22 protein-coding genes are annotated in these 24,663 nt (G+C 71.4%); 12 read left to right on the top strand and 10 right to left on the bottom strand.

Translation table 11 applies throughout. The features are described 5' to 3' along the window. Nucleotides 1-15: 15 nt before the first annotated feature. Complete coding sequence (locus BLQ34_RS10450; RefSeq protein WP_091784990.1) at nucleotides 16-579, bottom strand: GNAT family N-acetyltransferase; 564 nt, start codon at nucleotides 577-579, stop codon at nucleotides 16-18. Between the two features lie 80 nt (nucleotides 580-659). Here BLQ34_RS10450 and pcrA point away from each other — a divergent pair, with 80 nt between their 5' ends. Then, on the top strand, nucleotides 660-3,104 hold the full coding sequence (gene pcrA, locus BLQ34_RS10445) for a DNA helicase PcrA (protein WP_091784988.1): 2,445 nt from the start codon (nucleotides 660-662) through the stop codon (nucleotides 3,102-3,104). 7 nt (nucleotides 3,105-3,111) lie between these two features. Here pcrA and BLQ34_RS10440 read toward each other — a convergent pair whose 3' ends face one another. Together BLQ34_RS10440 and BLQ34_RS10435 are read right to left on the bottom strand one after the other, a co-directional pair. Then, nucleotides 3,112-3,891 carry a M23 family metallopeptidase gene (locus tag BLQ34_RS10440; RefSeq protein ID WP_091784986.1) on the bottom strand — a complete coding sequence of 260 codons (780 nt, stop codon included), beginning with the start codon at nucleotides 3,889-3,891 and terminating at the stop codon, nucleotides 3,112-3,114. A gap of 122 nt (nucleotides 3,892-4,013) precedes the next feature. Then, on the bottom strand, nucleotides 4,014-5,006 hold the full coding sequence (locus BLQ34_RS10435; protein ID WP_091784983.1) for an alpha/beta fold hydrolase: 993 nt from the start codon (nucleotides 5,004-5,006) through the stop codon (nucleotides 4,014-4,016). A 221-nt stretch (nucleotides 5,007-5,227) separates the two neighbouring features. Here BLQ34_RS10435 and BLQ34_RS10430 point away from each other — a divergent pair, with 221 nt between their 5' ends. After that, nucleotides 5,228-5,629 carry a cobalamin B12-binding domain-containing protein gene (locus BLQ34_RS10430; RefSeq protein ID WP_091784979.1) on the top strand — a complete coding sequence of 134 codons (402 nt, stop codon included), beginning with the start codon at nucleotides 5,228-5,230 and terminating at the stop codon, nucleotides 5,627-5,629. Between the two features lie 111 nt (nucleotides 5,630-5,740). Here the strand turns inward: BLQ34_RS10430 and BLQ34_RS10425 are convergent, their stop codons facing one another. After that, nucleotides 5,741-6,322: a hypothetical protein gene (locus BLQ34_RS10425; protein WP_091784975.1), complete on the bottom strand. Its 582-nt coding sequence runs from the start codon at nucleotides 6,320-6,322 to the stop codon at nucleotides 5,741-5,743. Nucleotides 6,323-6,519: 197 nt separating this feature from the next. Here BLQ34_RS10425 and BLQ34_RS10420 point away from each other — a divergent pair, with 197 nt between their 5' ends. After that, nucleotides 6,520-6,903, top strand: a complete 384-nt coding sequence (locus BLQ34_RS10420; protein WP_091784972.1) for a helix-turn-helix domain-containing protein — start codon at nucleotides 6,520-6,522, stop codon at nucleotides 6,901-6,903. Here BLQ34_RS10420 and BLQ34_RS10415 read toward each other — a convergent pair. The 3 genes from BLQ34_RS10415 to BLQ34_RS10405 form a co-directional block, all read right to left on the bottom strand. After that, nucleotides 6,900-7,502, bottom strand: a complete 603-nt coding sequence (locus BLQ34_RS10415; RefSeq protein ID WP_091784969.1) for a ClpP family protease — start codon at nucleotides 7,500-7,502, stop codon at nucleotides 6,900-6,902. The genes BLQ34_RS10420 and BLQ34_RS10415 overlap by 4 nt on opposite strands. After that, complete coding sequence (locus BLQ34_RS10410; protein WP_091784967.1) at nucleotides 7,499-8,116, bottom strand: ClpP family protease; 618 nt, start codon at nucleotides 8,114-8,116, stop codon at nucleotides 7,499-7,501. Before BLQ34_RS10410 ends, BLQ34_RS10415 begins: the two co-directional genes overlap by 4 nt. A 271-nt stretch (nucleotides 8,117-8,387) precedes the next feature. After that, nucleotides 8,388-10,310, bottom strand: coding sequence for a CocE/NonD family hydrolase (locus tag BLQ34_RS10405; RefSeq protein WP_091784964.1), 1,923 nt, complete (start codon nucleotides 10,308-10,310; stop codon nucleotides 8,388-8,390). Nucleotides 10,311-10,699: 389 nt separating this feature from the next. Between BLQ34_RS10405 and BLQ34_RS10400 the strand changes: the two genes are divergently transcribed. Continuing rightward, complete coding sequence (locus BLQ34_RS10400; protein ID WP_231961031.1) at nucleotides 10,700-12,766, top strand: M4 family metallopeptidase; 2,067 nt, start codon at nucleotides 10,700-10,702, stop codon at nucleotides 12,764-12,766. Nucleotides 12,767-12,965: 199 nt separating this feature from the next. On the opposite strand, the gene BLQ34_RS10395 is transcribed toward BLQ34_RS10400, so the two are convergent. Then, nucleotides 12,966-13,397 carry a hypothetical protein gene (locus BLQ34_RS10395; protein ID WP_091784959.1) on the bottom strand — a complete coding sequence of 144 codons (432 nt, stop codon included), beginning with the start codon at nucleotides 13,395-13,397 and terminating at the stop codon, nucleotides 12,966-12,968. A gap of 144 nt (nucleotides 13,398-13,541) precedes the next feature. Here BLQ34_RS10395 and BLQ34_RS10390 point away from each other — a divergent pair, with 144 nt between their 5' ends. The 4 genes from BLQ34_RS10390 (at nucleotide 13,542) to sucD (ending at nucleotide 17,834) form a co-directional block, all read left to right on the top strand. Beyond that, on the top strand, nucleotides 13,542-14,513 hold the full coding sequence (locus BLQ34_RS10390) for a threonine dehydratase (RefSeq protein WP_091784957.1): 972 nt from the start codon (nucleotides 13,542-13,544) through the stop codon (nucleotides 14,511-14,513). A gap of 52 nt (nucleotides 14,514-14,565) precedes the next feature. Further along, a complete protein-coding gene (locus tag BLQ34_RS10385; RefSeq protein WP_157692989.1) occupies nucleotides 14,566-15,576 on the top strand; it encodes a DUF3048 domain-containing protein in 1,011 nt (336 codons plus the stop codon). A 142-nt stretch (nucleotides 15,577-15,718) separates the two neighbouring features. Continuing rightward, complete coding sequence (gene sucC / locus BLQ34_RS10380; RefSeq protein WP_091784954.1) at nucleotides 15,719-16,918, top strand: ADP-forming succinate--CoA ligase subunit beta; 1,200 nt, start codon at nucleotides 15,719-15,721, stop codon at nucleotides 16,916-16,918. 25 nt (nucleotides 16,919-16,943) lie between these two features. Beyond that, nucleotides 16,944-17,834, top strand: coding sequence for a succinate--CoA ligase subunit alpha (sucD, locus tag BLQ34_RS10375; protein ID WP_091784951.1), 891 nt, complete (start codon nucleotides 16,944-16,946; stop codon nucleotides 17,832-17,834). Between the two features lie 127 nt (nucleotides 17,835-17,961). Here sucD and BLQ34_RS10370 read toward each other — a convergent pair whose 3' ends face one another. Together BLQ34_RS10370 and BLQ34_RS10365 are read right to left on the bottom strand one after the other, a co-directional pair. Next, on the bottom strand, nucleotides 17,962-19,383 hold the full coding sequence (locus BLQ34_RS10370; RefSeq protein ID WP_091784948.1) for a hypothetical protein: 1,422 nt from the start codon (nucleotides 19,381-19,383) through the stop codon (nucleotides 17,962-17,964). Next, the gene (locus tag BLQ34_RS10365) at nucleotides 19,376-19,876 is read right to left on the bottom strand and encodes an RNA polymerase sigma factor (protein WP_091784945.1); all 501 of its coding nucleotides are present in this window, start codon (nucleotides 19,874-19,876) and stop codon (nucleotides 19,376-19,378) included. The genes BLQ34_RS10370 and BLQ34_RS10365 overlap by 8 nt, the downstream gene beginning before the upstream one ends. 171 nt (nucleotides 19,877-20,047) lie before the next feature. Here BLQ34_RS10365 and BLQ34_RS10360 point away from each other — a divergent pair, with 171 nt between their 5' ends. The 4 genes from BLQ34_RS10360 (at nucleotide 20,048) to purH (ending at nucleotide 24,656) form a co-directional block, all read left to right on the top strand. After that, nucleotides 20,048-21,283 (top strand): cell division protein PerM, encoded by a 1,236-nt coding sequence (locus tag BLQ34_RS10360; protein WP_157692988.1) that lies wholly within the window; start codon nucleotides 20,048-20,050, stop codon nucleotides 21,281-21,283. 91 nt (nucleotides 21,284-21,374) lie between these two features. Next, nucleotides 21,375-22,355, top strand: a complete 981-nt coding sequence (locus BLQ34_RS10355; RefSeq protein ID WP_091784939.1) for a TIGR03557 family F420-dependent LLM class oxidoreductase — start codon at nucleotides 21,375-21,377, stop codon at nucleotides 22,353-22,355. Nucleotides 22,356-22,413: 58 nt separating this feature from the next. Continuing rightward, nucleotides 22,414-23,025, top strand: coding sequence for a phosphoribosylglycinamide formyltransferase (purN, locus tag BLQ34_RS10350; protein WP_231961030.1), 612 nt, complete (start codon nucleotides 22,414-22,416; stop codon nucleotides 23,023-23,025). Then, on the top strand, nucleotides 23,022-24,656 hold the full coding sequence (purH, locus tag BLQ34_RS10345) for a bifunctional phosphoribosylaminoimidazolecarboxamide formyltransferase/IMP cyclohydrolase (protein ID WP_091784935.1): 1,635 nt from the start codon (nucleotides 23,022-23,024) through the stop codon (nucleotides 24,654-24,656). Before purN ends, purH begins: the two co-directional genes overlap by 4 nt. Nucleotides 24,657-24,663 lie beyond the last annotated feature (7 nt).

Here is a 24,663-nt window from a genome sequence, read left to right as displayed (position 1 = left end):
CGGGTGCCAGGGCGGTCAGCCCGTGGGCACCCAGTAGCGCCGGGTGCCGTTGCGGGAGTCCTCGTAGACACCGCCGTTGGCCTCGATGGCACGGCGGGAGCCCTCGTTGCCCTCCTTGCAGGTCAGCAGGACCTGCTCGAGGCCCAGCTCCTCGCGAGCCACCGGGAGGGCGAGCCGCAACGCGTCGCGGGCATGGCCGCGGCGGCGGGCCGACGGGCGGATGCTGTAGCCGATGTGCCCGCCCTCGCTCAGCAGCCACTCGGTCAGCTCGTGGCGAAGGGCGAGCGACCCGACGTACTCGTCGTCGTCGTCGACCACCCAGAAGAAGTGGCAGGCCGTCCAGTTGGACCGGCGCGGGGCGTCCTCGTCGCGAGCGCCGACGCGTTGCGCCACGAACCTCGCGAACTCCGTGGGGTCCGCGAGGCCCTCACGGGTGAAGGTGTAGCCCGCGTACCCACGCTCGGCAGGCTGGGCCAGGTCGCCGTCGCCGTCCCGCTGCTCGCCCGTGCGGACGAACTCGTCGGAGGCGGCCAGGTAGCCCGCCTGGTAGCGGACGTGCGGGTCGACGAGGCGGGTCATGGCTCGACGCTAACGCGGCGTCCACGGGGCAGCCACGGGATATCCGGTCTGTCGGCCGGGGCACGTAGGCTGGGACCAACATGAGCACGCTCTTCGACGACCTGGGCCTCGACGGCCCGCAGCCCCCCGACCGCCGCCCTTCCGCAGCGGCAGCCCGTGCGACGGCAGTCGACGACCGCGGTGTCCCGACCTGGGCCCAGGCGGCTGCCGAGGGGCGTGGCCCCGATGAGGGGGGCGCGCGCCATACCGACCCCGAGACGCTGCTCGAGGGGCTCAACCCGCAGCAGCGTGAGGCGGTCCTGCACGAGGGCGGCCCGCTGCTCATCGTCGCCGGCGCAGGCTCGGGCAAGACCCGCGTGCTGACCAACCGGATCGCCTACCTCCTGGCCGCCCGCGGCGTGCAGCCGGGGCAGGTGCTGGCCATCACCTTCACCAACAAGGCCGCCGCCGAGATGCGCGAGCGGGTCGCGGCCCTGGTGGGCCCACGGGCCAAGGCGATGTGGGTGATGACGTTCCACTCGGCCTGCGTGCGCATCCTGCGCCGCGAGGCGGCCAAGGTGGGGCTCAAGTCGACGTTCTCGATCTACGACGCGGCCGACAGCCAGCGCCTGATGGCGATGGTCATGCGCGACCTCGACCTCGACCCCAAGCGCTACCCGCCCCGGTCGTTCAGCCACCAGGTCTCCAACCTCAAGAACGAGCTCGTCGACGAGGAGACCTTCGCGTCGCGGGTGGGTGAGGGCACCCACCAGGAGCGGATGCTCTCCGAGGCCTACACCGGCTACCAGCGGCGCCTGCGCCAGGCCAACGCGCTCGACTTCGACGACCTCATCATGACGACGGTCAACATCCTGCAGGCCTTCCCCGACGTGGCCGAGCACTACCGCCGCCGGTTCCGGCACGTCCTCGTCGACGAGTACCAGGACACCAACCACGCCCAGTACCAGCTCGTCCGTGAGCTCGTGGGTGGCGCCGCAGGCAGCCCCGGTATGCCGGTCGGCGACGGCCCCGCCGTCGACCCGGCCGAGCTGGTGGTGGTCGGCGACGCCGACCAGTCGATCTACGCCTTCCGGGGCGCGACGATCCGCAACATCGTGGAGTTCGAGGAGGACTACCCGACGGCCCGGACCATCCTGCTCGAGCAGAACTACCGCTCCACCCAGACCATCCTGCAGGCGGCCAACTCGGTCATCGCCAAGAACCCCGAGCGTCGCAAGAAGAACCTGTGGACCGACAGCGGCAACGGCGCCGCGATCATCGGCTACGTCGGCGACAACGAGCACGACGAGGCGGCCTTCGTCGCCAAGACCATCGACGAGCTCGGTGACTCCGCCGGGGTGAAGCCCAAGGACGTCGCGGTGTTCTACCGCACCAACGCCCAGTCCCGTGCGCTGGAGGAGGTCTTCGTCCGGGTCGGGCTCCCCTACAAGGTGGTCGGCGGCACCCGGTTCTACGAGCGGCGCGAGGTCAAGGACGCGCTCGCCTACCTGCGGGTCATCTCCAACCCCACCGACACGGTCAACCTGCGGCGCATCCTCAACGTGCCCAAGCGCGGGATCGGCGACCGCGCCGAGGCCTGTGTCGCGGCGCTCGCCGAGCGCGAGCGGATCCCGTTCATCGCGGCGCTCGGCCGGCCCGAGGACGCCCCTGGGATCGCCACCCGCTCGGTCGCCGCCATCAAGGGCTTCACCGGGCTGCTCGAGCAGCTCGGCCAGGTGCACGCCGACGACGAGCAGGGCGTGGGAGCGCTGCTCGAGGCCGTGATCGAGAAGTCCGGCTACCTCGCCGAGCTGCGGGCCAGCCACGACCCCCAGGACGAGACCCGCATCGAGAACCTCGCCGAGCTCGTCGCCGTGGCGCAGGAGTTCGACGAGACCCGGGCCGCCACCGGTGAGGTGGCCTCGCTCGAGGACTTCCTCGAGCAGGTGTCACTGGTGGCCGACGCCGACGAGATCCCCGACTCCGAGGAGGCCGAGGACTTCGGGGTGGTCACGCTGATGACCCTGCACACCGCCAAGGGGCTGGAGTTCCCGGTCGTCTTCCTCACCGGCATGGAGGACGGCACCTTCCCGCACCTGCGCGCCCTCGGCGACCCCAAGGAGCTCGAGGAGGAGCGCCGGCTCGCCTACGTCGGCATCACGCGGGCCCGAGAGCGGCTGCACCTGTCCCGCGCTGCGGTCCGGTCGGCCTGGGGGGCACCCCAGTACAACCCGGCCAGCCGGTTCCTCGACGAGATCCCGCCCGAGCTGGTCGAGTGGCAGCGCGCCGAGGCGGCGACCACCACCCGTCGACCCGGCCTGCCGGCCGTCGCGACGCTCGCGGCCCGTCCCGGGGTCCGCTCGCCGGGCAACCGGCCGCTGATCTCGCTGCACCCCGGCGACAAGGTCACCCACGACAGCTACGGCATGGGCACCGTCGTCAAGACCGAGGGAGAGGGCGACAAGACGCAGGCCCACGTCGACTTCGGTGGCGACACCGGCGTCAAGCGGTTCCTGCTGCGCTACGCCCCGCTCGAGAAGCTCTGACCGACTTCTACTGGAGGCCGTGGTTGTGCAGCCACGGGGCGGGGTCGATGGCCGCGCCGCCGTCCGGGTGGATCTCGAGGTGCAGGTGCGGTCCGGTGGAGTGGCCGGTGTTGCCGGAGAGGCCGACCAGCTCGCCGGGGGCCAGCTGCTGGCCGACCACGACGTTGATCACGCTCATGTGGCCGTAGACCGAGACGGTGCCGTCCCAGTACTCGATCTCGACCTTGTTGCCGTAGCCACCCTCGACGCCCGCGAAGATCACGGTGCCGGTCGACATCGACCCGAGCCGGGTGCCGACGGGGGTGCCGAAGTCGTTGCCCTCGTGCATCCGGCCCCAGCGCCAGCCGTAGCCGGAGGTGAAGGTCGCGCCCTTGATCGGCAGGAGCCACTTCTCGCGGGCCTTGCGCGCGGCCTCGGCCTTCTTCAGCGCGGCCGCTGCGGCCTTCTTGCGGGCGACTGCCTTGCGCTCGGCGTTGCGGGCGATCCGGCTGGCCTCGAGCACGCGGGCCTGCACGGCGGTCACCTGCGCCTCGCGCTGCTGGGCCGCCTCCACACGGTCGAACTCGGCCATCGCGGCGTCGTTGGCCTTGGCCTTCGCGTTCGCCCCGGTGAGGTCGAAGTAGGCCGGTGCCGACTCGGCCACGGTGGCCCCGGTGGCGGTGACGACCAGCGCCGCGGCAGCCGCACTCGGCAGGAGGTAGCCGCTCTTGGCGATGCGGACACCCCTACGAGGCGCGCGGTGGCGACCCGGGGCACGGTGACGGCCCTGGTAGGAAGCGTTGCTCACAGAAAGAAAACCTTGGGTGCGGGGGGACGCGGAGTCACAGAGGGTAGCGTGATCAGTTCGTTATCCATAATCAATCCGGCCATTCCCGCGGCTTTTGTGCCGAAATGTCTGAACGGCTGAGGTCACGAGCCGCGCCGCCGCAGCTCGGTGACCCCCGGTGTCAGGGTGTGCCCGTCGGAGTCGAGGTGGGCCAGCGTGCTCGAGATGCCGTGCACGACGCTGCCGATGATGGGCAGTGACATGTGCCCCACGCCGTGCAGGTCGATGTTGCGGGCCTGCAGGTCGGGGTGGGTCAGGGCGGCGTTGCGCTGCGGGAAGACCATCTGGTCGAGGTCCGACCAGTAGACGACGAACCGGGTGCGGCAGTCTGGCACCGGCTGGTCGAGCTCGCGCATCAGCCCGCTGCCGGGCCGCAGCTGCCGGGTCAGCTGGTTGTGCCACCCGTAGGCGGTGTACGTCCCCTGGTGGGGTGTGCCCAGCGTGACCAGCGTGTGCACGCGCTCGTCACCGCCGAGCCTGGTCACGTAGTAGCGGGCGATCAGACCGCCCATGGAGTGGCCGACGACGTGGATGCGCTCGTAGCCGGTCTCGGCCACCAGCGCCTCGACCTCCTCGGCGAGCTGGGCGGCCGCGACGCGCACGTCAGCGGTGAACGGCGAGTAGTTCATGCTCGTCACGCGCCCGAACCCGCGGCGGCGCAGGCCGAGGCGAAGCAGGGTGAAGATCGAGCGGTTGTCGACCATGCCGTGCACCAGCAGGATCGGCGTGCCGGCGGCCTCGACGTCGGAGATCACCAGACCACGCTGGATCGGTGGCAGGTGCTCGACCCGGAAGCCGAGCTGGCTGTCGCTTCCGTGCCGCCCCACGAGGCCCCACGGGTAGAGCGCCAGGTGGGTGGTCACCCAGGCCGCCTCGACGGCTGCCCCGAGGGCTCCGGTCGGGGTGGCGAGGGCCTTGGCGGCGCCCCCGACGATGTCGCCGGCGGCCGCCGCGGTACTGCGGACCCGCCGGGTGGCCCGGGTGGCCCGGGCCAGCGCGCCGGGGCGTGCCGCGTCGCCCGACGGTGGCCGCTTCGGTGCAGCCGGTCGGCGAGGGCGCGGGACGCTCTGCGACATCCCACTGAACCTAGTCGTTGCGGTGTCCACTTTGGCGGGATGTGGCGGATGAGACACGCGGACCAGCGCGATCCTCTCCACCACGTGGTGCCATCTCATGGTCAGGAGACCGGGTTTCGGGGGTCTGCGTGACGCGCGGATCGCAACAGGTCGAGGCAAACCGGGTGGTCTGCGCCACCCGGGAGGGGTGGCGGCCCGGCGAAGTGACTAGTCTGCGGGCCATGAGTGACTCTCCGCTGCGCGTCGTCGTGGCCAAGCCCGGCCTCGACGGACACGACCGTGGCGCCAAGGTGGTGGCCCGGGCCCTGCGTGACGCGGGCATGGAGGTCGTCTACACCGGGCTGCACCAGACGCCCGAGCAGATCGTCGAGGCAGCGATCCAGGAGGACGCCGACCTGGTCGGCCTCTCCGTGCTGTCCGGCGCCCACATGACGCTCTTCGCGAAGGTGATGGAGCTGCTGGCCGCCCGCGACGCCAGCGACATCGTGGTCTTCGGCGGCGGCATCATCCCCGAGGCCGACATCCCCGAGCTGGAGAAGATCGGCGTCGCCAAGGTCTTCACCCCCGGCGCCACCACCACCGAGATCGTCGAGTGGGTGCGCGGCGCCGTCACCGCCGACTAGCCGGCCGGCCGGCCGGCCGACCAGCCGGCCCGCCCCGTCAGCCCGCCGACCGGCCGGCGCACGCAGAAGTGAGGGGCCGGATAGGTCGTCCGGTCCCTCACTCGGTCGGCGCTACCGCAGGAAGCCGTGGCGCCTGACCAGCCCGGTCCGTGCCCACCGCTGGCCGAAGCCCCAGGTGTCCCCAGCGAGGAGGGCCGCCAGGACGACGACGCTGATGGCACCGATCATGTGGTCATCGATGACCGGGTTGTTCTCCAGCGGCAGGGAGGCTGCCCACATCAGCGCGTAGAGCAGGGTGCCAGCAGCTGCGGCGATCCGCATGCCGATGCCGAGCGTGAGCGCGAGACCGATGCCGAGCAGTCCGGCCATGAACAGCCAGTCAGCCCAGGCCTGTCCAGCCATGCCGTTGAAGAAGCCCTGGAAGGGATTGTTCTCCGGGACCCCGAACTTGAGGAATCCCGTGGTGGGGCTGCCGCCGTTGATCCACGCCGCCGGACCGAACCGGTCGGTCACGCCTTCGGCATTGACGCCGGTGTGGAAGCCGAGGGCGAACAGCTTGTCGAAGAAGGCCCACAGGAACGTGAGGCCGAAGGCGACCCGCAGCACCGAAAGCGCCCTTCGGGCCGTGGAGTGGGTCACCACGTCGTGCTCAACCAGCACATCGAGCTTGGGGTGGCGCTGGACCGTTGTCATGACTGCTTCCTCCTTGGTGGGCCGAGTTGCCCGGTTGTCCTGCTCCTCCATGCTCCGGTCCGGCGAGGTGGATTCGGCAGGGCACTTGGTCCCGTCGCACGGTCGTGGCCGTGTCTGCCGCGTCACACTGGGGGTGGCTGGTTGTGCCGTGGGCGAACTCGCTTCCGGCTGCCCGGAGCGAGGCCTAGCGTTGGCCCATGAGAGCTGCCACGCCCCTCCACCTGGTGCAGCCGACCGAGCACGGGTCCCGGTCCGCGCCGCTCGGGCGTGCTCCCGGCGGCCGTCTGCCGGGAGACCAGGAGCCCCTGTGGCGCGAGGTCGTCGGTGCCCGGCTGCGGCACCTGCGACGGCGCCGTGGGTTGACCCTGGTCGAGGCGGCTGCTCGCGCGGGCATCTCGCCGCAGTACCTGTCCGAGGTCGAGCGGGGGCGCAAGGACCCGTCGTCCGAGGTCCTCGCGGCCATCACCGGCGCGCTCGGTGCGCAGCTGGTCGAGGTCACCCACCTCGCCTCCCTCGACCTGCGCCGCCAGCACAGCGCGCTGGCGGCACCCCCTCCCGGCGAGATCCGGCTGTCCGCCTAGGCGTCGGTCGCGCCGCGGTAGGCGACCAGCTGGTCGACCAGGCCGTACTCGACGGCCTGCTCGGGGGTGAAGATGCGGTCGCGGTCGGTGTCGTGCCGCAGCGCCTCCAGTGGTTGCCCGGTGTGCCGTGACAGCACCCGCTCGGCCTCCGCCCGCAGCCGGATCACCTCGTCGGCCTCGAGGATGAGGTCGGGTATGGCGCCCTGGCTGCGCGCGGAGGGTTGGTGCAGGAGGACTCGGGCGTGGGGGAGGATGCTCCGCTTCCCGGGTGCACCGGCGGCGAGCAGGATCGCCGCCGTGGAACAGGCCTGGCCGATGCAGGTCGTGGCGATCGGCGCCCGGACGAACTCCATCGCGTCGTAGACGGCAAAGGTCGCGGTCAGCGAGCCGCCGGGGGAGTTGATGTAGAGGTCGATCGGCTGCTCCGAGTTGTCGGACTCGAGGTGCAGGATCTGGGCGATGAGCGCGTTGGACACGCCGTCGTCGATCTCGGTGCCGAGATAGACGATGCGTTCGCTGAGCAGGTGGCTGTAGACATCCATCACCCGGTCGCCGCGGGGATGGGTGCGCACGACGTTCGGGATCGTGTAGGTGCTCATCGGTGGCTCCCGAGCCCGGCGCGGGCGACCCGCTGGGGCCGCACGCTGTCGAGCGAGTCGAGGATGCCGTCCACGAAGCCGTAGTCGAGCGCCTGCTCGGCGGAGTACCACCGGTCGCGGGCGGAGTCCTCGCGGATCCGTTCGAGCGGTTGCCCGGTGTAGGTGGCGATCAGCCCGAGGACCGTCTCGACGGTGTGTCGCAGGTCGTCGGCCTGCAGCTCGATGTCGACGGCGGTCCCGCCGATGCCGGCCGACCCCTGGTGCATGAGGATCCGCGAGTGTCGCAGCGCGTAGCGCTTGCCGTGCGTGCCGGCGGTGAGCAGGAACTGCCCCGCGCTGCAGGCCAGCCCGAGCGCCAGGGTCGAGACGTCGTTGGGGATCAACCGGATGGCGTCGTGGATGGCGAGCATCGCCGGCACCGAGCCGCCGGGGGAGTTGATCCACAGGCTGATGTCGGCCCGCGGGTCCTCGGCGGACAGCAGGAAGAGCTGCGAGCACAGCCGGGTGCCGCCGTGGTCGTCGAGCTCGCCGTCGAGGACGATGATCCGTTGCTCGAGAAGGCGCGTGGTCAGGTGGTCGGACGGGGCGAGTGGGGAGCTGGTGGATTCGCGCATGCCGCCACCGTGCGACCCGGCTCCCCACGGCGGCCAGCCTCTGCTGCTCTGAGCAGAACGCCAGCTCCGAGCCGCCCCCGCACCCCCGCACCCCCGGCACCCCCCGCCCCCGCGTCGCTAACCCATGCAAAAGGCGAGTTAGCGCCGCCCCCGCGTCGCTAACCCATGCAAAAGGCGAGTTAGCGCCGCCCCCGCGTCGCCAACCCATGCAAAAGGCGAGTTAGCGCCGCCCTCGCGGCGCTAACTCGCCTTTTGCATGAGAGAGCGACGGTTAGGGGACCACGGGGAGGCTCAGGGTGGCCGGTGCGGTCGGTGCGGCGCGGACGGTCACCGGCTGCACGGCATACGCGTTCTTGTATGCCGCGTCCGTGCTGGCGAGCACGAGGCGCAGGCGGTGGCCGGCCTCGACCCGGTGCACGACGGCCGGGAGCTCGATGTGCACCGGCTGGGTGACGTCTGCGACGCGGATCGGGCTGATCAGCTTGTGCACCAACGTGATCGAGCCGTCGGGCGCCACGTCGTAGAGCTTGGCGAAGACCTGGAGCTGGCCGCTGGGACCGGCCGCCTGGGTCAACGCCACGGTCGGCGACTCGAAGCGTACGTCGAGGGTCGGTGCACCGACGACGGTGAGCGGCCCGGTCAGTGCCGGGGTGGTCCACGCGCCGAAGGTGCCCGGGGTGTCGAACGGCACGGTGAGGTTGTCGGGCAGGTCGACCTGGCCCTCGAGGCCGGAGACCTCGGTGTAGGACGCGGGCACGCCGAGTCCCGGGTTGGACCACGAGGTCGAGCCGGGCAGGATCGCGGACCGCGACGGGACGAGCTGGTCGGCCGCCGACAGGTACCACGAGGATCGTGTGCCGACGGGATAGCTCGACGCGCTCGCGTAGGCCGGTGCAGCCGTGCCGGTGTAGGGGACCCAGTCACGGAAGTACGCGAACGCCGGTCCGGTGGAGACGGTCGACCCCTTGAGGTGGTGGTCGAACCAGTTCTTGATCCGCAGTCCGAGGTAGGTGTCCTCGATGTGCTCGCCGGTCAGGTCGAGCTCGCCGGGGGCGGCACCCGTGTTGGTGCCGGTGCCGCCGGAGTGCCCCCACGACTGCCACGCCATCGTCACCGGGACGCCGCGCGCCTTGAGCGAGCGGTAGGTGGCGGTCGCCTCCTGCAGGTTGAAGAGCGTGTCGTTCTCGCCGTGGATCAGGAAGGTCGGCACCTTCACCTGGTCGATGTAGTGGCCCACGGAAACCCGGTCGGTGAGCCGGAGGGTCGAGGCGGTGGGGTAGCCGAGCGTGTCGAGCGTCGCCTTGGCCGCGCACGCCTCGGCGACGAAGTTGGGGCACCCGACGTTGCGGGTTGGGTCGATGGCAGCCCCTTGGAGCCCGTCGAGGATGCCGACCCCGAAGAACAGCCCGGCCCACCCGAGCTTCTCGGTGCCCGGGTTCGATCCGGCATAGGTGACCCCGCTCGTGAAGCTGGTGTTGTTCGGGGCTAGGGAGTAGCGCAGGTCGTTCCAGGTGATCAGCGGGACCAGGGTGTCCACGCGGGAATCCACTGCAGCAGTAGCAAACTGGATCTGACCGCCGTAGGAGCCGCCGATCATGCCGAGTCGCGGGTCGTGGCTCTTCGCATTGTCCAGGACGGTGAAGTCGGCAGCCACGCTGCCCGCCCCACCGGTGCGTCCGCCCACGACGGAGGAGGTGTATGCCGCCGTGCCCGCCCCGCCGAGGAAGCTCACCAGCGAGGAGGCAGCGACCCCGTCCACGCCGGGGTCGTCGAGCGAGATCTTGCAGCCGCTGTCGGGGAAGCCGAGGCCGGTGTAGGAGAGGACCGCGTAGCCCCGCTTGGCGAAGGCGGCGCCCAGACCGGCCTGGTCTGCCTTGCTGCCGCCGAATCCGTTGGTCGTGAGGATGGCCGGCACCCGGTTGGTCCGGCTGGCCGAGTGGGGCTTGTAGAGGTCGGCGTCGATCGTGCAGGTCTGAGGTTGTCCGAGGTCGTTGCGGCCTGCTGGCACGACGAACGTGAGTCCGGAGTAGGTGTCCACCGCGTCGAGCGTGCTCGTCGCCACCGACGTACCCGACGGTCTCGCGTCCACCACGGGTGTGGCGGTGGCCTCCGCCGCCACGAGAGGTGGCGCGACCAGCGCGGACAGCGCCAGCACCGTGAGGCACCTGACGAGGGACGGGGTACGGCGCGACATCGGGCCTCCACGGTGGCGGGGCGGGCCGGGATGGCGCCGCTGCAGTGCACTGACAACGACACCGGGGGTGGTGCGGTTACGTTCTTCCGCGGAGTCCGCATGGTGAGTCGAGGCGTCCAGGGAGTGGACGGACAGGTGGCGGCTGCGGCGCGACGATGACGCGATCTTGGCCAAGCGCAGAAGATTTCGGCTCCTAGAACGTGACAATCCGCAGGTTCCCACGCATTTGGCAAAGTCTTGTCAAGAATCGTTGACCGGCCATTTGCGCGACGGGTTAGGTCGGCTCTCGGTGCGAAGCCCACGGCAAACCCTGTGCCGTCCCTGGAGGGAGATTGCGCCGCCCCACGTGCAGGCAACCAAACCTGCGCATGTCCGAGAAGAGGATTTCCGTGATCCGACTGTCTACCGGCGCCGCCCTGGGCGTCGCAGTCGCAGCGGCTGTGGCCACACCACTGTCCGCAGCAGCCGCACCACAGTCCGCGCCCACCCAGGCGCAGACCAGCGTCACGGCAGCGCAGTCGCGCGCCGACCAGGACCACGCGGCCCTCGGCCTGTCGAAGGACGAGAAGCTGGTCGTGCGCAACGTCGTCACCGACGCTGACGGCACCCAGCACGTCCGGTACAACCGCACCTTCAAGGGCCTGCGGGTCGTCGGCGGCGACCTGGTCGTCGAAAAGTCCAAGGCCGGCGCGACCAAGGACGTCATCTACAACGCCTCGGGCAAGGTGGCTGTCGCCTCGACCACTCCCACCGTGACGCGCACCAAGGCGCTGTCCGAGGGCAAGTCGGCAGGGCGCAAGACCGAGGCGCCGTCCGGCGAGCTCGTCGTCTGGGCCGGCGGTGCCAAGCCCGTGCTGGCCTACGACGTCCTGGTCAAGAGCGTGCGGGCCGACCAGGTCCCCTCGCGGCTGCACACGATCGTCGACGCCAAGTCGGGTGCGACGCTGACCAGCTACGACGAGGTGCAGACCGGCACCGGCGACGGGATCTTCTACAACGCGACGCTCGAGACCAAGGCCCACACCGGCGGCGGCTACGAGCTGACCGACACCCACGGCAACAACACCCGCGACGCGCACAACCAGGGCGACCCGAACACCGGCGTCGGGCCGGCGGGTGACCTGTTCCTCGACTCCGACGACGTCTGGGGCAACGGGGCGGTCTCGGACCGCGCGTCGGCTGCGGTGGACGCCCACTACGGCGCGACGACCACGTTCAACTACTACAAGAACGTGTTGGGACGCAACGGAATCTGGAACGACGGCCGTGGCGCGCCGTCGCGCGTGCACTTCGCCAACGCCATGGAGAACGCCTTCTGGGACGGCACGCAGATGTCCTACGGTGACGGGGCGGGCAACGCCGCACCGTTGACCGAGATCGACGTGGCCGGCCACGAGATGTCGCACGGCGTCACGGAGAACACTGCCGGCCTGGTCTACAGCGGCGACGCCGGCGGCCTGAACGAGGCGACGTCCGACATCTTCGGCACCGCCGTCGAGTTCTACGCGAACAACCCGAGCGACCCGGGCGACTACCTCATCGGTGAGGAGATCGACATCAACGGCAACGGCACGCCGTTGCGCTACATGGACAAGCCCAGCAAGGACGGTCTCTCGAAGGACTGCTGGTCGTCCACGCTCGGCAACCTCAACCCCCACTACTCCTCGGGCCCGCTCAACCACTGGTTCTACCTGGCCTCCGAGGGCAGCGGCGCCAAGACCATCAACGGCGTCAGCTACAACAGCCCGGTGTGCGGCAGCGCCCCCGCGGTGACCGGCGCGGGTCGCGCCAACATCGAGAAGGTCTGGTACCGCACGCTGTCCACCAAGCTCACCAGCAACAGCAACTACGCCGCTGCTCGCAACGGTGCGATCAACTCGGCGATCGAGCTCTACGGCGCGAGCAGCCAGACCTGCAAGTCGGTCGAGGCCGCGTTCACGGCCATCGCCGTCCCGGCGGGCTCCGCGACCTGTGGCGGGACGACCCCGCCGCCCACCGGTGGCAACCTGCTGCTCAACCCGGGCTTCGAGTCGGGCGCGGTGAGCTGGACCGGCACGGCCGGCCCGATCACCAACAACACCGGCCGTCCGGCGCGCACCGGCAGCTGGAAGGCCTGGCTCGGTGGGAACGGCTCGACCTCGACCGAGACGGTGCAGCAGAGCGTCGCGATCCCCTCGACCGTCACGGCCGCGACCCTGTCGTTCTGGCTCCGCACCGACACCGCGGAGTCCGGCAGCACGGCCTACGACACGATGAAGGTGCAGGTGGTCAACGGCTCCACGACCACCACGCTCGCCACGTACTCCAACGTGGGCACCAACGCGACGTACACGCAGAAGTCGTTCAACGTCACGGCCTACAAGGGCAAGACGATCACGGTGAAGTTCCTCATGAACGAGGACTCCTCGCTGCAGACGTCGTTCGTCGTCGACGACACGGCACTGGCCACCAGCTAGTCCGAGCCAGCCGGGCCGGCGCTCCCCCTGAGCGCCGGCCCGGTCGTTCGTCGCCCAAGTCTTACGTCGCCCAAGGCGCGGTCAGCTCCAGCTGACGCGCCCCCAGAACGGGTGGCGGTGGGTCCCTGGTACCTCCAGGCAGGCGCCCACCGCCACCACTTCGCGTGTACGTCGCGGTGCCCGCGGGAGCACAGGTCGCCTAGGTGCAGAGCTTGCGGCTGGCCTTCGGGCCGTTGACGTCGGCGAGCAGCTGGTTCACGACGGGCTCGGCCCCGGCGACCCGAGGGTCGTTGACGCGCAGCATCCCCGTGCCCGCCCCGAACAGCACGTCGAGCTGGTCGGAAGCCGTCTGTGGTGGCCCGGTCGGCTGGTCGGTGTCGTGCACCTGCAGGGCCGCCTCGTTGAGGACCGCGAGGCTCGCCTCGTCGAGGGTGCAGGTCACCTGGCCGTTCTTGGTCACGGCCAGCACCCCGCCGTCGTCCTGGATCGAAAGGTTGTCGGTGAACCCGGCGATCCCGCCCACCCGGCTGATGGTCAGCGGGAAGCTCGCCTTGGCCGGTGCGGTGGTCGACGACGTCGTCGTGGCCGGTGGGATCGGTGGGTCCGCGGTGCCACAGGCTGTCAGCGTCACGGCCGCCAACCCGGAGGACAGGAGGGAGGCGACCTTTGGCAGAGCGGTGATTCGCGACATACGCCCCATCTTGCCGGTGTCGCCGGTCGGGTGCAGATCTGCCGCGAAGCGTCACGGTCGAGGACGTCGGGCAGACTGCTGGGCATGTCCTTCACGCACGCCGAGCTCGACGCGGCGACCGAGGTCGTGCGCCGCCACTTCCCGGCCACGCCGCAGATCGCGTGGCCCCTGCTGGGTGAGCACGTGGGCGCAACGGTGTGGGTGAAGCACGAGAACGCGACTCCCACAGGCGCTTTCAAGGTGCGCGGCGGCCTGGTCTACGCCGACCGTGCCAGTCGTGAGCGGCCCGCCGTGCAGGGTTTCGTCTCGGCCACGCGCGGCAACCACGGGCAGTCCCTCGCGTATGCCGGGAGGAGGGCCGGGCTGCGCGTCGTCATCGTGGTGCCGGAGGGCAACAGCCCGGACAAGAACGCCGCGATGCAGGGGTTCGGCGCCCAGCTGGTGGTGCACGGCCGCGACTACCAGGAGGCCCGGGAGCACGCGATGGGGCTCGAGGACGAGCTCGGGCTCGAGGCCGTGCCGCCGTTCCACCCCGACCTCGTCGTGGGTGTCGCGACCTACGCGCGCGAGCTGTTCGACGCGGCGGGACCGCTCGACACCGTCTACGTGCCCGTCGGCATGGGATCGGGGATCTGCGGGGTCATCGGCGTGCGGGACCTGCTGGGCCTCGACACCGAGATCGTCGGCGTGGTCTCCGAACAGGCTCCCGCCACGGCGCTGTCGTTCGCCGCCGGCGAGGTGGTCACCACCCCGGCAGCCGCGACCTTCGTCGACGGAGTGGCGTGCCGCGCCCCGGTGCCGGACGCGGTCGCCGAGATCGTCCGGGGCGCCGCGCGGGTGCTCGCCGTGTCGGAGGACGCGACGGCCGAGGCGATGCGCGTGCTGCTGCGCACGACCCACCAGCTGCCCGAGCCGTCCGGGGCGATCGCCCTCGCGGGGCTGCTCTCCGAGCGGGACCGCCAGGTCGGCCGCAGGGTCGCGGTGGTGCAGAGCGGCGGCAACTGCGACGCCGACATCCTCGGCACGGTCCTGGCAGGACAGACCCCGACGCCCTGACGCCCGGGGCGTCGCGCTGGCTCGCGACCGGATCGCGCCTATCCTCGTGGCCGTGCCCCGCCACGCAGCCCTGCCCGTCGTCGCCGCCCTGACGGTCGCCGCCCTCGGCCTCGCCGCCTGCTCCGGCGACAAGCCGGCCGCGGCGCCCACGAGCACCACGCCGACGACGACGACCGCCGCCACGACCACCCCCGCGCCGACGCCCAGCGGCCCGGTCCCCTTGACGGGTGGCCCGGTGCTCGCAGTGAAGATCGACAACACCCCGGCCGCCCGACCGCGGATCGGACTCGACCGGGCCGACGTCGTCTACGTCGAGCCGGTCGAGGGTGGGCTCACCCGGCTCCTCGCAGTGTTCAGCCGCACCCAGGCCCCCGAGGTCGGTCCGGTGCGCAGCGGGCGGGAGTCCGACGTCGACCTGGTGGCCAACTACGGCAAGGTCGCGCTGGCCTTCTCCGGGTCGTCCAGCTACACGAAGCGGATCCTCGACCGCGGCAAGCAGGTCAACCTCAGCTTCGACCAGAACTCCCGGGGCTACCACCGCGACCGCTCCAGGCCGGCGCCCTACAACGTGATCGGCAACCCCAAGCAGCTCCTCGCCCGCGCGGGCGGCAGTGTCGAGCCGGCCGACATCGGCTTCCGCTACGGCGACGCCCCTGCGGGTGGCAAGGCCGCCACCTCCGTCGCCGCCCGCTGGCCCTCGTCGCGGGTCTCGCTGGCCTGGAGCGCCAAGCGGAAGGCCTACCTGATCACCACCGACGGTCGCGCGGAGGTGAGCCCGGGCGGCAAGCAGTACACCGCCGGCACCGTCGTGGTGCAGTACGTCGCCACCCACCAGTCCGGGAACCGGGACAAGAACGGCCAGCCCACCCCCGTCGTCGACGTCGTCGGCAAGGGCAAGGCCGTCGTCCTCCGCGACGGCAAGGTCTGGACCGGTGCGTGGTCACGCAAGGGCGTCACCGCGCCGACCGCGTTCACGGTGGGCGGCGAGCCGCTGACCTTCGACCCCGAGGGCGCGGTCTGGGTCCTGCTCGTCGCACCCGGACAGTCCGTCACCGTCCGCTGACCCGGTCCCCGCGGCATACCCACCGCTCACGGTGAGATTGGTCCCATTGGGCACTGCGGCCCGCACCCGAGGGCGCCGCGCGCCCGCGACAGGGCTAGTCTCGGCGTCGAACCACCCCCATCCGTAGACGAGGACGTCAGACGTGGATCTGTTCGAATACCAGGCCCGAGACATGTTCGAGGCGCACGGCGTGCCGGTGCTCGCCGGTGCCACCGCCACCACCCCCGAGGCGGCCCGCGCGGCCGCCGAGGAGATCGGCCCCAAGAGCGGCGGCGTGACCGTCGTGAAGGCCCAGGTCAAGACCGGTGGTCGCGGCAAGGCCGGCGGCGTCAAGGTCGCCAGGTCGGCCGACGAGGCCCAGCAGCACGCCGAGGCGATCCTCGGCATGGACATCAAGGGCCACACCGTCGGCACCGTGATGATCGCGCAGGGCGCGCAGATCGCCGAGGAGTACTACTTCTCCGTGCTGCTCGACCGCGCCAACCGCACCTACCTCGCGATGTGCAGCAAGGAGGGCGGGATGGAGATCGAGCAGCTCGCCGTCGAGCGCCCCGAGGCCCTCGCCCGCATCGCGGTCGACCCCAACACCGGGATCGACGAGGCCAAGGCGCAGGAGATCGTGTCGGCGGCCGGCTTCGACGACGAGACCGGCGCCAAGATCGTCCCCGTGCTCCAGAAGCTGTGGGAGGTCTACCGCGACGAGGACGCGACGCTGGTCGAGGTCAACCCGCTGGTCAAGACCGAGGCCGGCGACATCGTCGCCCTCGACGGCAAGGTGACCCTCGACGAGAACGCCGGGTTCCGCCACCCCGACCACGAGGCCCTCGAGGACAAGGCCGCCGCCGACCCGCTCGAGGCCGCCGCCAAGGAGAAGGACCTCAACTACGTCAAGCTCGACGGCTCCGTCGGCATCATCGGCAACGGAGCCGGGCTGGTCATGTCCACCCTCGACGTCGTCGCCTACGCCGGAGAGGAGTTCCCGGGCCAGCCGAAGCCGGCGAACTTCCTCGACATCGGTGGCGGTGCCTCGGCCGAGGTCATGAGCAACGGGCTGCACATCATCCTCGGCGACGAGCAGGTGAAGTCGGTCTTCGTCAACGTCTTCGGCGGCATCACCGCCTGTGACGCGGTGGCCAACGGCATCGTCGGCGCCCTGAACAACCTGGGCGACGAGGCCACCAAGCCGCTCGTCGTCCGCCTCGACGGCAACAACGTGGAGGAGGGCCGGCGCATCCTCGCCGAGGCCAACCACCCGCTGGTGACCATCGAAGAGACCATGGACGGCGCGGCCCGCAGGGCCGCCGAGCTGGCTTCGGCCGCGACGCCGAGCCCGACGAACTGAAGCCCAAGGACCGGAGAACACACCAATGGCAATCTTTCTCGACGAGAACTCCAAGGTCATCGTCCAGGGCATGACCGGCTCCGAGGGCATGAAGCACACCCAGCGCATGCTCGCGTCCGGGACCGCCATCGTCGGTGGCGTCAACCCGCGCAAGGCGGGCACGATGGTCGACTTCGACGGCGGCGTCTCGGTGCCGGTCTACGGCACGGTCGCCGAGGCCGTCGAGGCGACCGGCGCCAACGTGTCGGTCATCTTCGTGCCGCCGGCCTTCGCGAAGTCCGCCGTGGTCGAGGCGATCGACGCGCAGATCCCGCTCGCGGTCGTCATCACCGAGGGCATCGCGGTCAAGGACTCCGCGGAGTTCTACAACTACAGCAAGGGCAAGGCGACCCGCATCGTCGGCCCGAACTGCCCCGGCCTGATCAGCCCCGGCAAGTCCAACGCCGGCATCATCCCGGCGAACATCGCGGGCGCCGGCCGGATCGGCCTGGTCTCCAAGTCGGGCACGCTGACCTACCAGATGATGTACGAGCTGCGGGAGTTCGGCTTCTCCTCCGCAGTCGGCATCGGCGGTGACCCGATCATCGGCACCACCCACATCGACTGCCTCGAGGCGTTCGAGAAGGACCCGGAGACCGACGCGATCGTGATGATCGGCGAGATCGGCGGCGACGCCGAGGAGCGGGCCGCGGCCTACATCAAGGAGCACGTGACCAAGCCGGTGGTCGGCTACGTCGCCGGTTTCACCGCCCCCGAGGGCAAGACGATGGGCCACGCGGGCGCCATCGTGTCCGGCTCCGCGGGCACCGCTGCCGCCAAGCAGGAAGCCCTCGAGGCCGCCGGCGTCAAGGTCGGCAAGACGCCGTCCGCGACCGCCGACCTGATGCGCGAGATCATGCAGGGCCTGCAGAAGTAGCTACTGCCGCAACGCGGCTCACGACGAGGCCGTCACCCCGCAGGGGTGGCGGCCTCGCGTGGTCCGCGGGTATGCCGTGGGGGTGCGTAGGGCGTTCCCGCGGAGGTCGGCGTGGTTGGGGGACGGTCTACTTCTGTCGGGCCAGGGCGAGCAGCCGGTCGAGCTCGGCGAAGGCCCGGTCAGGGTCGGTCGTCGCGGTGATGACCACGGTGCTGACTGCGCCGGGGGTCCGCTGGGCCGTGACGCCGACCCACTCGGACAGCGTGTCCGAGCCGTCGTTGAAGACGGTCTCGAGCCGGAACGTGCCGTCCGTCGGGCCGGGTGTGGACTTGACCGTGTAGTTGGCGCCGTCGCAGCCCTTGGCGTAGAGGGCCTTGGCCTCGGCGAGCCGCGCGCTGACGTAGTCCTTCTGCACCGCCGCGTCGGTCGCGTCGTCGAGCTGGACACGCTGCCGGCCGATGTAGCTGGTGGCGCCGGTGCCGGAGCGGATCGAGACGACCCCGACCCGGCCGCCGATGCCGGCCTGCTGGTCGTCGGTCTCGCAGCTGGCGACCGCGGTAGACCCCTCGAGCGCCCCGGGACCGTCGCTGGCTCCGACACCGTTGGTCAGCCCCTGTGATGCCCACTGCGACGCGGCGACGAAGAGGTTCGACGACGGGACCGGGTCGGGTCCGGTGACGGTCATCTGCTGGTTGATCGCCTCGGGTCCCGACGCGGGCGGGGCAGTGGTGGCCGCGGCAGATGCCGAGCCGTAGCGTGCCAGTCGCTCCTTGGCCACCTCGGCGAGGGCGGTGACCTGGGCGAGCGTGAACCGCGACTTCGTAGCGGTGGGGTCGGCGATCTGGATCAGCGCGACGTCGGAGTTCCCGGTGACCACCGCGAACCACCCCGATCCCGCGTCGCCGGCGGTGTAGGAGTACAGCGAGCCGGCGTCGGTGTCGTCGAGGCGGTTGACCTTGAAGTCGGGGCCTTGCTGGCACTGGGAGATGTCACCGGTGAGCCCTTGGGCCACTGTCTCGGGATCGAGCTTGGACGAGACGGCGAACTGGGTCTGCCCACCCTGGAAGCCACCCGCGTCGAGCGTGATCTCCTGGCGCAGCCTCTGCCCGGTCGGCACGCTGGTCAGGCACTCGAACGACCGGTAGTCGCCCGACTTCGGGTCCTGGGTCGTCATCCGTGCGTCGCCCTGGAGGTCGAGCGCCGTGGTCCACTCCTGGAGGAGGGGGAGGGCGCCGGGCTGGTCGAGGGACGACGACGTCGTGGGCGAGGGCGAGGGCGTGGCGGACTTCGCCGCGGAGGTGGCCGGCACGATCGGTGAGCGGTCGCTGGCAGGTGACCACACGGCATACCCGATGCCACCGGCGACGATCAGCGCCGCCGCGGCGGCCGCACTGGTCGCGAGAAACCGGCGGCGCCGCAGCGCACGCCCCCTGGCCTTGACGAAGCGGACATCGGGCAGAGGCGCGGCCTCGACCTCGGTGCGCAGCGACGCCAGGGCAGCGCGCAGCTGGGCGTCGTCCTGCGCCGTCCAGTCCTCGTGCTCAGCCATGGTGGTTCTCCTCGTGCGCGAGGGCCTGCGCGAGCTGCGCGCGGCCCCGGTGCAGGCGCGCCTTGATGGTGCCTGCGGGGGTGTTGGTCTCGTGGGCGATCTGCTCGATGCTCAGGTCGCCGATGTAGTGCATGGCCACGGCCTCGCGGACCGGCTGGGGCAGGGTCCGCATCGCGGCGACCACCGCCACCCGGTCCTCGGTCGGCGGGCCGGTCGTGTCGTGCGCGCCGTGCCGCTCGTAGGCGCGGTCCTGGGTGGTCTTCTTGCGCCACCCCGAGATCGCCACCCGGCGGGCGACGGTGCGCACCCACGCGAGCGGGTCGTCGTGGGTGCGGACGGTGGACCACTGCTGCCACGCCTTGGCGTACGCCTCCTGCGTGGCGTCCTGGGCCACGGTGAGGTCGCCGGTGAACGCGTAGACCAGGTGCACGACTCGCCGGGAGGTGTCGCGGTAGAACGCGTCGAACTCCGCCTCGGCGGGCTGCGCGCCCATCGTCACCTCCCCATGCCGCAGCGCTGAAGCGCCGCTCGGTTGCACCATGGCCATCACACCGCAGCAGACGCGCTGGTGCGAACTCAGGTTGCGGCGCGTTCGGACATTTCTCGGCCGCCGTCGGCGTTGCACGCCGGCTCAGCACGGGCCGTCGGAGACGATGGGCCGGCAATGACTGTGATGGAGCTGCTGAGGGCGGGGACCTCGTCGACCGGCGACGGGCCCGGCTCTGCCGTGCACCCCCGGGCCCTGGTGGCAGGGGCGCTGGCGGCGCTCGGGTCGGCGATGGTCTACGTCCTGCCGGCCCTCCTCGTGTGGGTCGCCGCCTCCGAGAGCACGGTCTCCTGGACCAGCTCGCTGGGGGTCGGGGCCGGGCTCTGGCTGCTCGCCGGAGGTGCCCACCTGGTGCTCGGTGCGACGCAGGTGACCGTCGTCCCCCTGCTCGGGTTCGCCGTCAGCGTGGGCGTCGGCGCGTGGGCGGCCACCCGGGCGGCGCGCGAGGCCGCCGACGCGCGCACCATCCGCCTCGCACGCGACCTGCTGCACCGTCCGCTCGCCGCCGCGCTGCTCGCCTGGGGCGCCGGGTATGCCGCGGGCGCCCTTCTCTGGGTGCTCGTCGCCTTCCTGGCCGGTCCCCACCCGGTGGTGTGGACCCTGGTCCTGCCCGTGCTGGTCGTGCCGGTGCTCGCCGTCCTGCTCGCGCTGGCGCGGCTGGTCCGCGGTCGGCCCGAGCTCGCCGGGCCCGCGCTGCGCCGCCCGGGCTGGCTGCCCGAGGCGGTCCGCCGAGCCCTGCGGCCGGGGATCGAAGGCGCTGGGCTGCTGGTCGCACTCGGCACGGCGACCTGTCTGGTGCTGCTGGTGGTCCGCTTCGGAGAGGTCCGGCACCTGCAGGCCGAGCTCGCGCCGGGGGTCGTCGGGGGAGCGGCACTGATCCTGGCCCAGCTCGCCGTCCTGCCCAACCTCGCACTGTGGGCGGTCTCGTTCGGCGCCGGCACCGGCTTCTCCGCGGTCGACGGCGCGTCGGCGACCTGGACCGGCAGCCGCACCTCGCTGATGCCGATGGTCCCGGCGTTCGGGGCGCTGCCGCAGCCCGGGGCCTTCCCGGGGTGGCTGCCGCTGGTCGTGCTGCTGCCGGTGGCCGTGGGCGCCTTCGTCGGCTGGCGGTCGCTGCGGGCCGTGGCCAGGCTCTCGACCGAACGCACCAAGCTGACCGTCGCCGGCACCGCCGTCGTCCTCGCGGCCGGGGGCGTCGGGCTGCTCGACGTGCTCGGCGGCGGTTCGCTGGGCACCGCCCGGCTCGCCGACATCGGGGCGCCGGCCGGGGCGATGACGCTGGCCCTGCTGGTCGAGCTCACTCTGGGCGCCGGCCTGGTGCTCCTCTGGGACCGCTGGAAGCTCCGCCGCTGACCCAGCCCGATCCCCGCTGACCCGCGGTTCGAGGTAACACGCCGGAGATCCCCGGCGTGTTTACCTCGACGCGGGAGGGTATGGGCCTTCCATGACCCGATTCGGCTACACCCTCATGACCGAGCAGTCCGGCCCCCGTGAGCTCGTGGGGTATGCCGTGGACGCCGAGGCCCAGGGCTTCGACTTCGCGGTGAGCAGTGACCACTACTCGCCGTGGCTCACCGAACAGGGCCACGCACCATACGCGTGGACGGTGCTCGGAGCGGTCGCGCAGGCGACGCAGCGGCTCGAGCTGATGACCTACGTGACCTGCCCGACGATCCGCTACGAGCCGGCCGTCGTGGCCCAGAAGGCCGCCACGCTCCAGCTGCTGAGCGAGGGCAGGTTCACGCTCGGGCTCGGCAGTGGCGAGAACCTCAACGAGCACGTCGTCGGCGAGGGCTGGCCCATGGTCGCCGCTCGTCAGGACATGCTCGAGGAGGCGATCCACATCATCCGTGAGCTGCACACCGGCGAGCTCGTCACCTGGGAGGGCGCCTACTTCAGGGTCGACTCGGCGCGCATCTGGGACTGCCCCGACGGCGCGGTGCCGATCGGCGTGGCGGTCTCGGGGGAGAAGTCCTTCGAGCGGTTCGGGCCGCTGGCCGACCACGTCATCGCCGTGCAGCCGGAGCGGGAGCTCATCGAGGGCTTCCTCGGCTCCCGCCCGGACCGGGCTCCCACGCCGCGCGCGATCGGGCAGGTCCCGATCTGCTGGGACCGTGACGCCGAGCGCGCCAAGCAGCGGGCGCACGAGCAGTTCCGCTGGTTCGGCGGGGGCTGGGCGGTCAACGCCGACCTGCCGACGCCTGCCGGGTTCGCCGGGGCCACGCAGTTCGTCACCCCCGAGGACGTCGCCGAGTCGATCCCCTGCGGGCCGGACCTCGACCAGGTCGTCGAGGCGGTCTCGGCGTACTGGGAGGCAGGGTTCACCGACATCGCCCTCGTGCAGGTCGGCGACGAAGGGCAGCAGCAGTTCCTCGACGAGGCGGCCGGACCGCTGCTCGACAGGCTGCGCGCCGCCGCTCCCTGAGCGCGGCGACGTGGACGCGGGTGCGGGTCGCGGGCCGCCGCTCGGTATCCTCTCCCGCGTGACTGCCCCCGAGCCGACCGGGATCGTCGTGCTCGTCTCCGGATCGGGCACCAACCTCCAGGCCCTCATCGACGCCAGCGCCGACCCCGCCTACGGCGTGCGGATCCTGGCTGTCGGCGGCGACCGGGCCGGCATCGCCGGGCTGCACCGCGCGGGGGCGGCCGGCATCACGGTCTTCGTCTGCCGGGTGGAGGACTACGACACGCGCGCCGAGTGGGATGCCGCGCTCGCGGCGCGGATCGCCGACCACCAGCCGGCGCTGGTGGTGTCGGCCGGGTTCATGAAGCTGCTGGGCCCCGAGGTCCTCGGCCGCTGGACCGTGCTCAACACCCACCCGGCGCTGCTGCCGGCGTTCCCTGGCGCCCACGCGGTGCGCGACGCGCTGGCCGCCGGCGCCACGCAGACCGGGTGCACGGTGCACGTCGTCGACGCCGGGGTCGACACCGGCCCGGTCCTCGCCCAGGCCACCGTGGACGTCGAGCCCGACGACACCGAGGCCACGCTCCATGAGCGCATCAAGGCCGTCGAGCACCCGCTGCTCGTCGAGATCGTGGGCCGGGCGGCCCGCGAAGGAATCACCGTTTCCGATGGGAAGGCCACCATTCCGTGACCGAGCAGCCAGCCTCCACCCCCACCCCCGAGGACCAGGGCCGTCGCCCGATCCGCCGCGCCCTGGTCTCGGTCTACGACAAGACCGGGCTCGAGGACCTCGCCCGGGGCCTGCACGAGGCCGGCGTCGCCCTGGTGTCGACCGGTGGCTCGGCCGCCCTCATCGAAGGGCTGGGTCTGCCGGTCACGAAGGTCGAGGACCTCACCGGCTTCCCCGAGTGCCTGGAGGGCCGGGTCAAGACCCTGCACCCCCGCGTCCACGCGGGCATCCTCGCCGACACCCGCAAGCCCGACCACGTCGCCCAGCTGGCCGACCTCGGCGTGGAGCCGTTCGAGCTGGTCGTGGTGAACCTCTACCCGTTCCGCGAGACGGTGGCGTCCGGCGCGGGTCCCGACGAGGTGATCGAGCAGATCGACATCGGCGGCCCCTCCATGGTGCGGGCCGCGGCCAAGAACCACCCGAGCGTCGCGGTCGTCACCGACACCACGGCATACCCGGCGGTGCTGGCGGCGGTCGCGGACGGTGGCTTCACGCTGACCGAGCGCAAGCGGCTGGCCGCGCAGGCCTTCGTGCACACCGCCGACTACGACAACGCGGTCGCGAACTGGATGGGCAACGCCTACGTCGACACCAGCGACGGCACCGGCTTCCCGGCCTGGACCGGCGCGACGTTCCAGCGCGCCAACGTCCTGCGATACGGCGAGAACCCGCACCAGCCGGCCGCCCTCTACCGGCACTGGCGTCCCGGCGTCGCCTCGGCCGAGCAGCTGCACGGCAAGGAGATGTCCTACAACAACTACATCGACACCGACGCCGCCGTGCGCGCCGCCCACGACCAGGGCGACCAGCCGACCGTCGCGATCATCAAGCACGCCAACCCTTGCGGCATCGCCGTGGGCGCCACCGTCGAGGTCGCGTATGCCGCCGCGCACGCCTGCGACCCCGTGTCCGCCTACGGCGGCATCATCGCCACCAACGTGCCGGTCACCAAGGCGATGGCGCTCGCCGCGAACGAGACCTTCAGTGAGGTGATCGCCGCGCCGTCGTTCGACGACGACGCGCTGGAGGTGTTGCGGGAGAAGAAGAACCGCCGCCTGCTCCAGCTGCCCGCCGACATGGCGAAGTTCCGGGACCCGATCGAGACGCGACCGATCAGCGGTGGCCTGCTGGTGCAGCTGCCCGACCGGATCGACGCCGTGGTGTCCGGTGACGTGCCCGGCGGCGACGACGCCGCGCACTGGCGGCTGGTGGCCGGCCAGGCGGCGGACGCGGCAACCCTGGCCGACCTGCAGTTCGCCTGGCGGGCGGTGCGCGCGGTGAAGTCGAACGCGATCCTGCTCGCCAGGGACGGCGGCTCGGTCGGCATCGGCATGGGCCAGGTCAACCGGGTCGACTCGTGCCACCTCGCGGTCTCTCGGGCGAACGCCGAGGGGGCTGACCGGGCGCGTGGTGCGGTGGCCGCCTCCGACGCGTTCTTCCCCTTCGCCGACGGGTTGCAGGTGCTGCTCGACGCCGGTGTCCGGGCCGTTGTCGCCCCGGGTGGGTCGGTGCGGGACGAGGAGGTCGTGGCGGCGGCCGAGGCCGCGGGCGTCACGATGTACTTCACCGGCACCCGCCACTTCTTCCACTAGCCCGCAC

Source organism: Pedococcus dokdonensis (genome assembly GCF_900104525.1).
Classification (GTDB): Bacteria; Actinomycetota; Actinomycetes; order Actinomycetales; family Dermatophilaceae; genus Pedococcus; species Pedococcus dokdonensis.
This window is presented reverse-complemented; position numbering and strand designations above follow the sequence as displayed.

Excerpts from the sequence above, each read along its gene's own strand:
- BLQ34_RS10450 (WP_091784990.1), bottom strand. The coding sequence starts at position 579 with ATGACCCGCCTCGTCGACCCGCACGTCCGCTACCAGGCGGGCTACCTG.
- pcrA (WP_091784988.1), top strand. The coding sequence starts at position 660 with ATGAGCACGCTCTTCGACGACCTGGGCCTCGACGGCCCGCAGCCCCCC.
- BLQ34_RS10435 (WP_091784983.1), bottom strand. The coding sequence starts at position 5,006 with ATGTCGCAGAGCGTCCCGCGCCCTCGCCGACCGGCTGCACCGAAGCGG.
- BLQ34_RS10430 (WP_091784979.1), top strand. The coding sequence starts at position 5,228 with ATGAGTGACTCTCCGCTGCGCGTCGTCGTGGCCAAGCCCGGCCTCGAC.
- BLQ34_RS10425 (WP_091784975.1), bottom strand. The coding sequence starts at position 6,322 with ATGACAACGGTCCAGCGCCACCCCAAGCTCGATGTGCTGGTTGAGCAC.
- BLQ34_RS10420 (WP_091784972.1), top strand. The coding sequence starts at position 6,520 with ATGAGAGCTGCCACGCCCCTCCACCTGGTGCAGCCGACCGAGCACGGG.
- BLQ34_RS10415 (WP_091784969.1), bottom strand. The coding sequence starts at position 7,502 with ATGAGCACCTACACGATCCCGAACGTCGTGCGCACCCATCCCCGCGGC.
- BLQ34_RS10410 (WP_091784967.1), bottom strand. The coding sequence starts at position 8,116 with ATGCGCGAATCCACCAGCTCCCCACTCGCCCCGTCCGACCACCTGACC.
- BLQ34_RS10405 (WP_091784964.1), bottom strand. The coding sequence starts at position 10,310 with ATGTCGCGCCGTACCCCGTCCCTCGTCAGGTGCCTCACGGTGCTGGCG.
- BLQ34_RS10390 (WP_091784957.1), top strand. The coding sequence starts at position 13,542 with ATGTCCTTCACGCACGCCGAGCTCGACGCGGCGACCGAGGTCGTGCGC.
- sucD (WP_091784951.1), top strand. The coding sequence starts at position 16,944 with ATGGCAATCTTTCTCGACGAGAACTCCAAGGTCATCGTCCAGGGCATG.
- BLQ34_RS10370 (WP_091784948.1), bottom strand. The coding sequence starts at position 19,383 with ATGGCTGAGCACGAGGACTGGACGGCGCAGGACGACGCCCAGCTGCGC.
- BLQ34_RS10365 (WP_091784945.1), bottom strand. The coding sequence starts at position 19,876 with ATGGGCGCGCAGCCCGCCGAGGCGGAGTTCGACGCGTTCTACCGCGAC.
- BLQ34_RS10360 (WP_157692988.1), top strand. The coding sequence starts at position 20,048 with ATGACTGTGATGGAGCTGCTGAGGGCGGGGACCTCGTCGACCGGCGAC.
- BLQ34_RS10355 (WP_091784939.1), top strand. The coding sequence starts at position 21,375 with ATGACCCGATTCGGCTACACCCTCATGACCGAGCAGTCCGGCCCCCGT.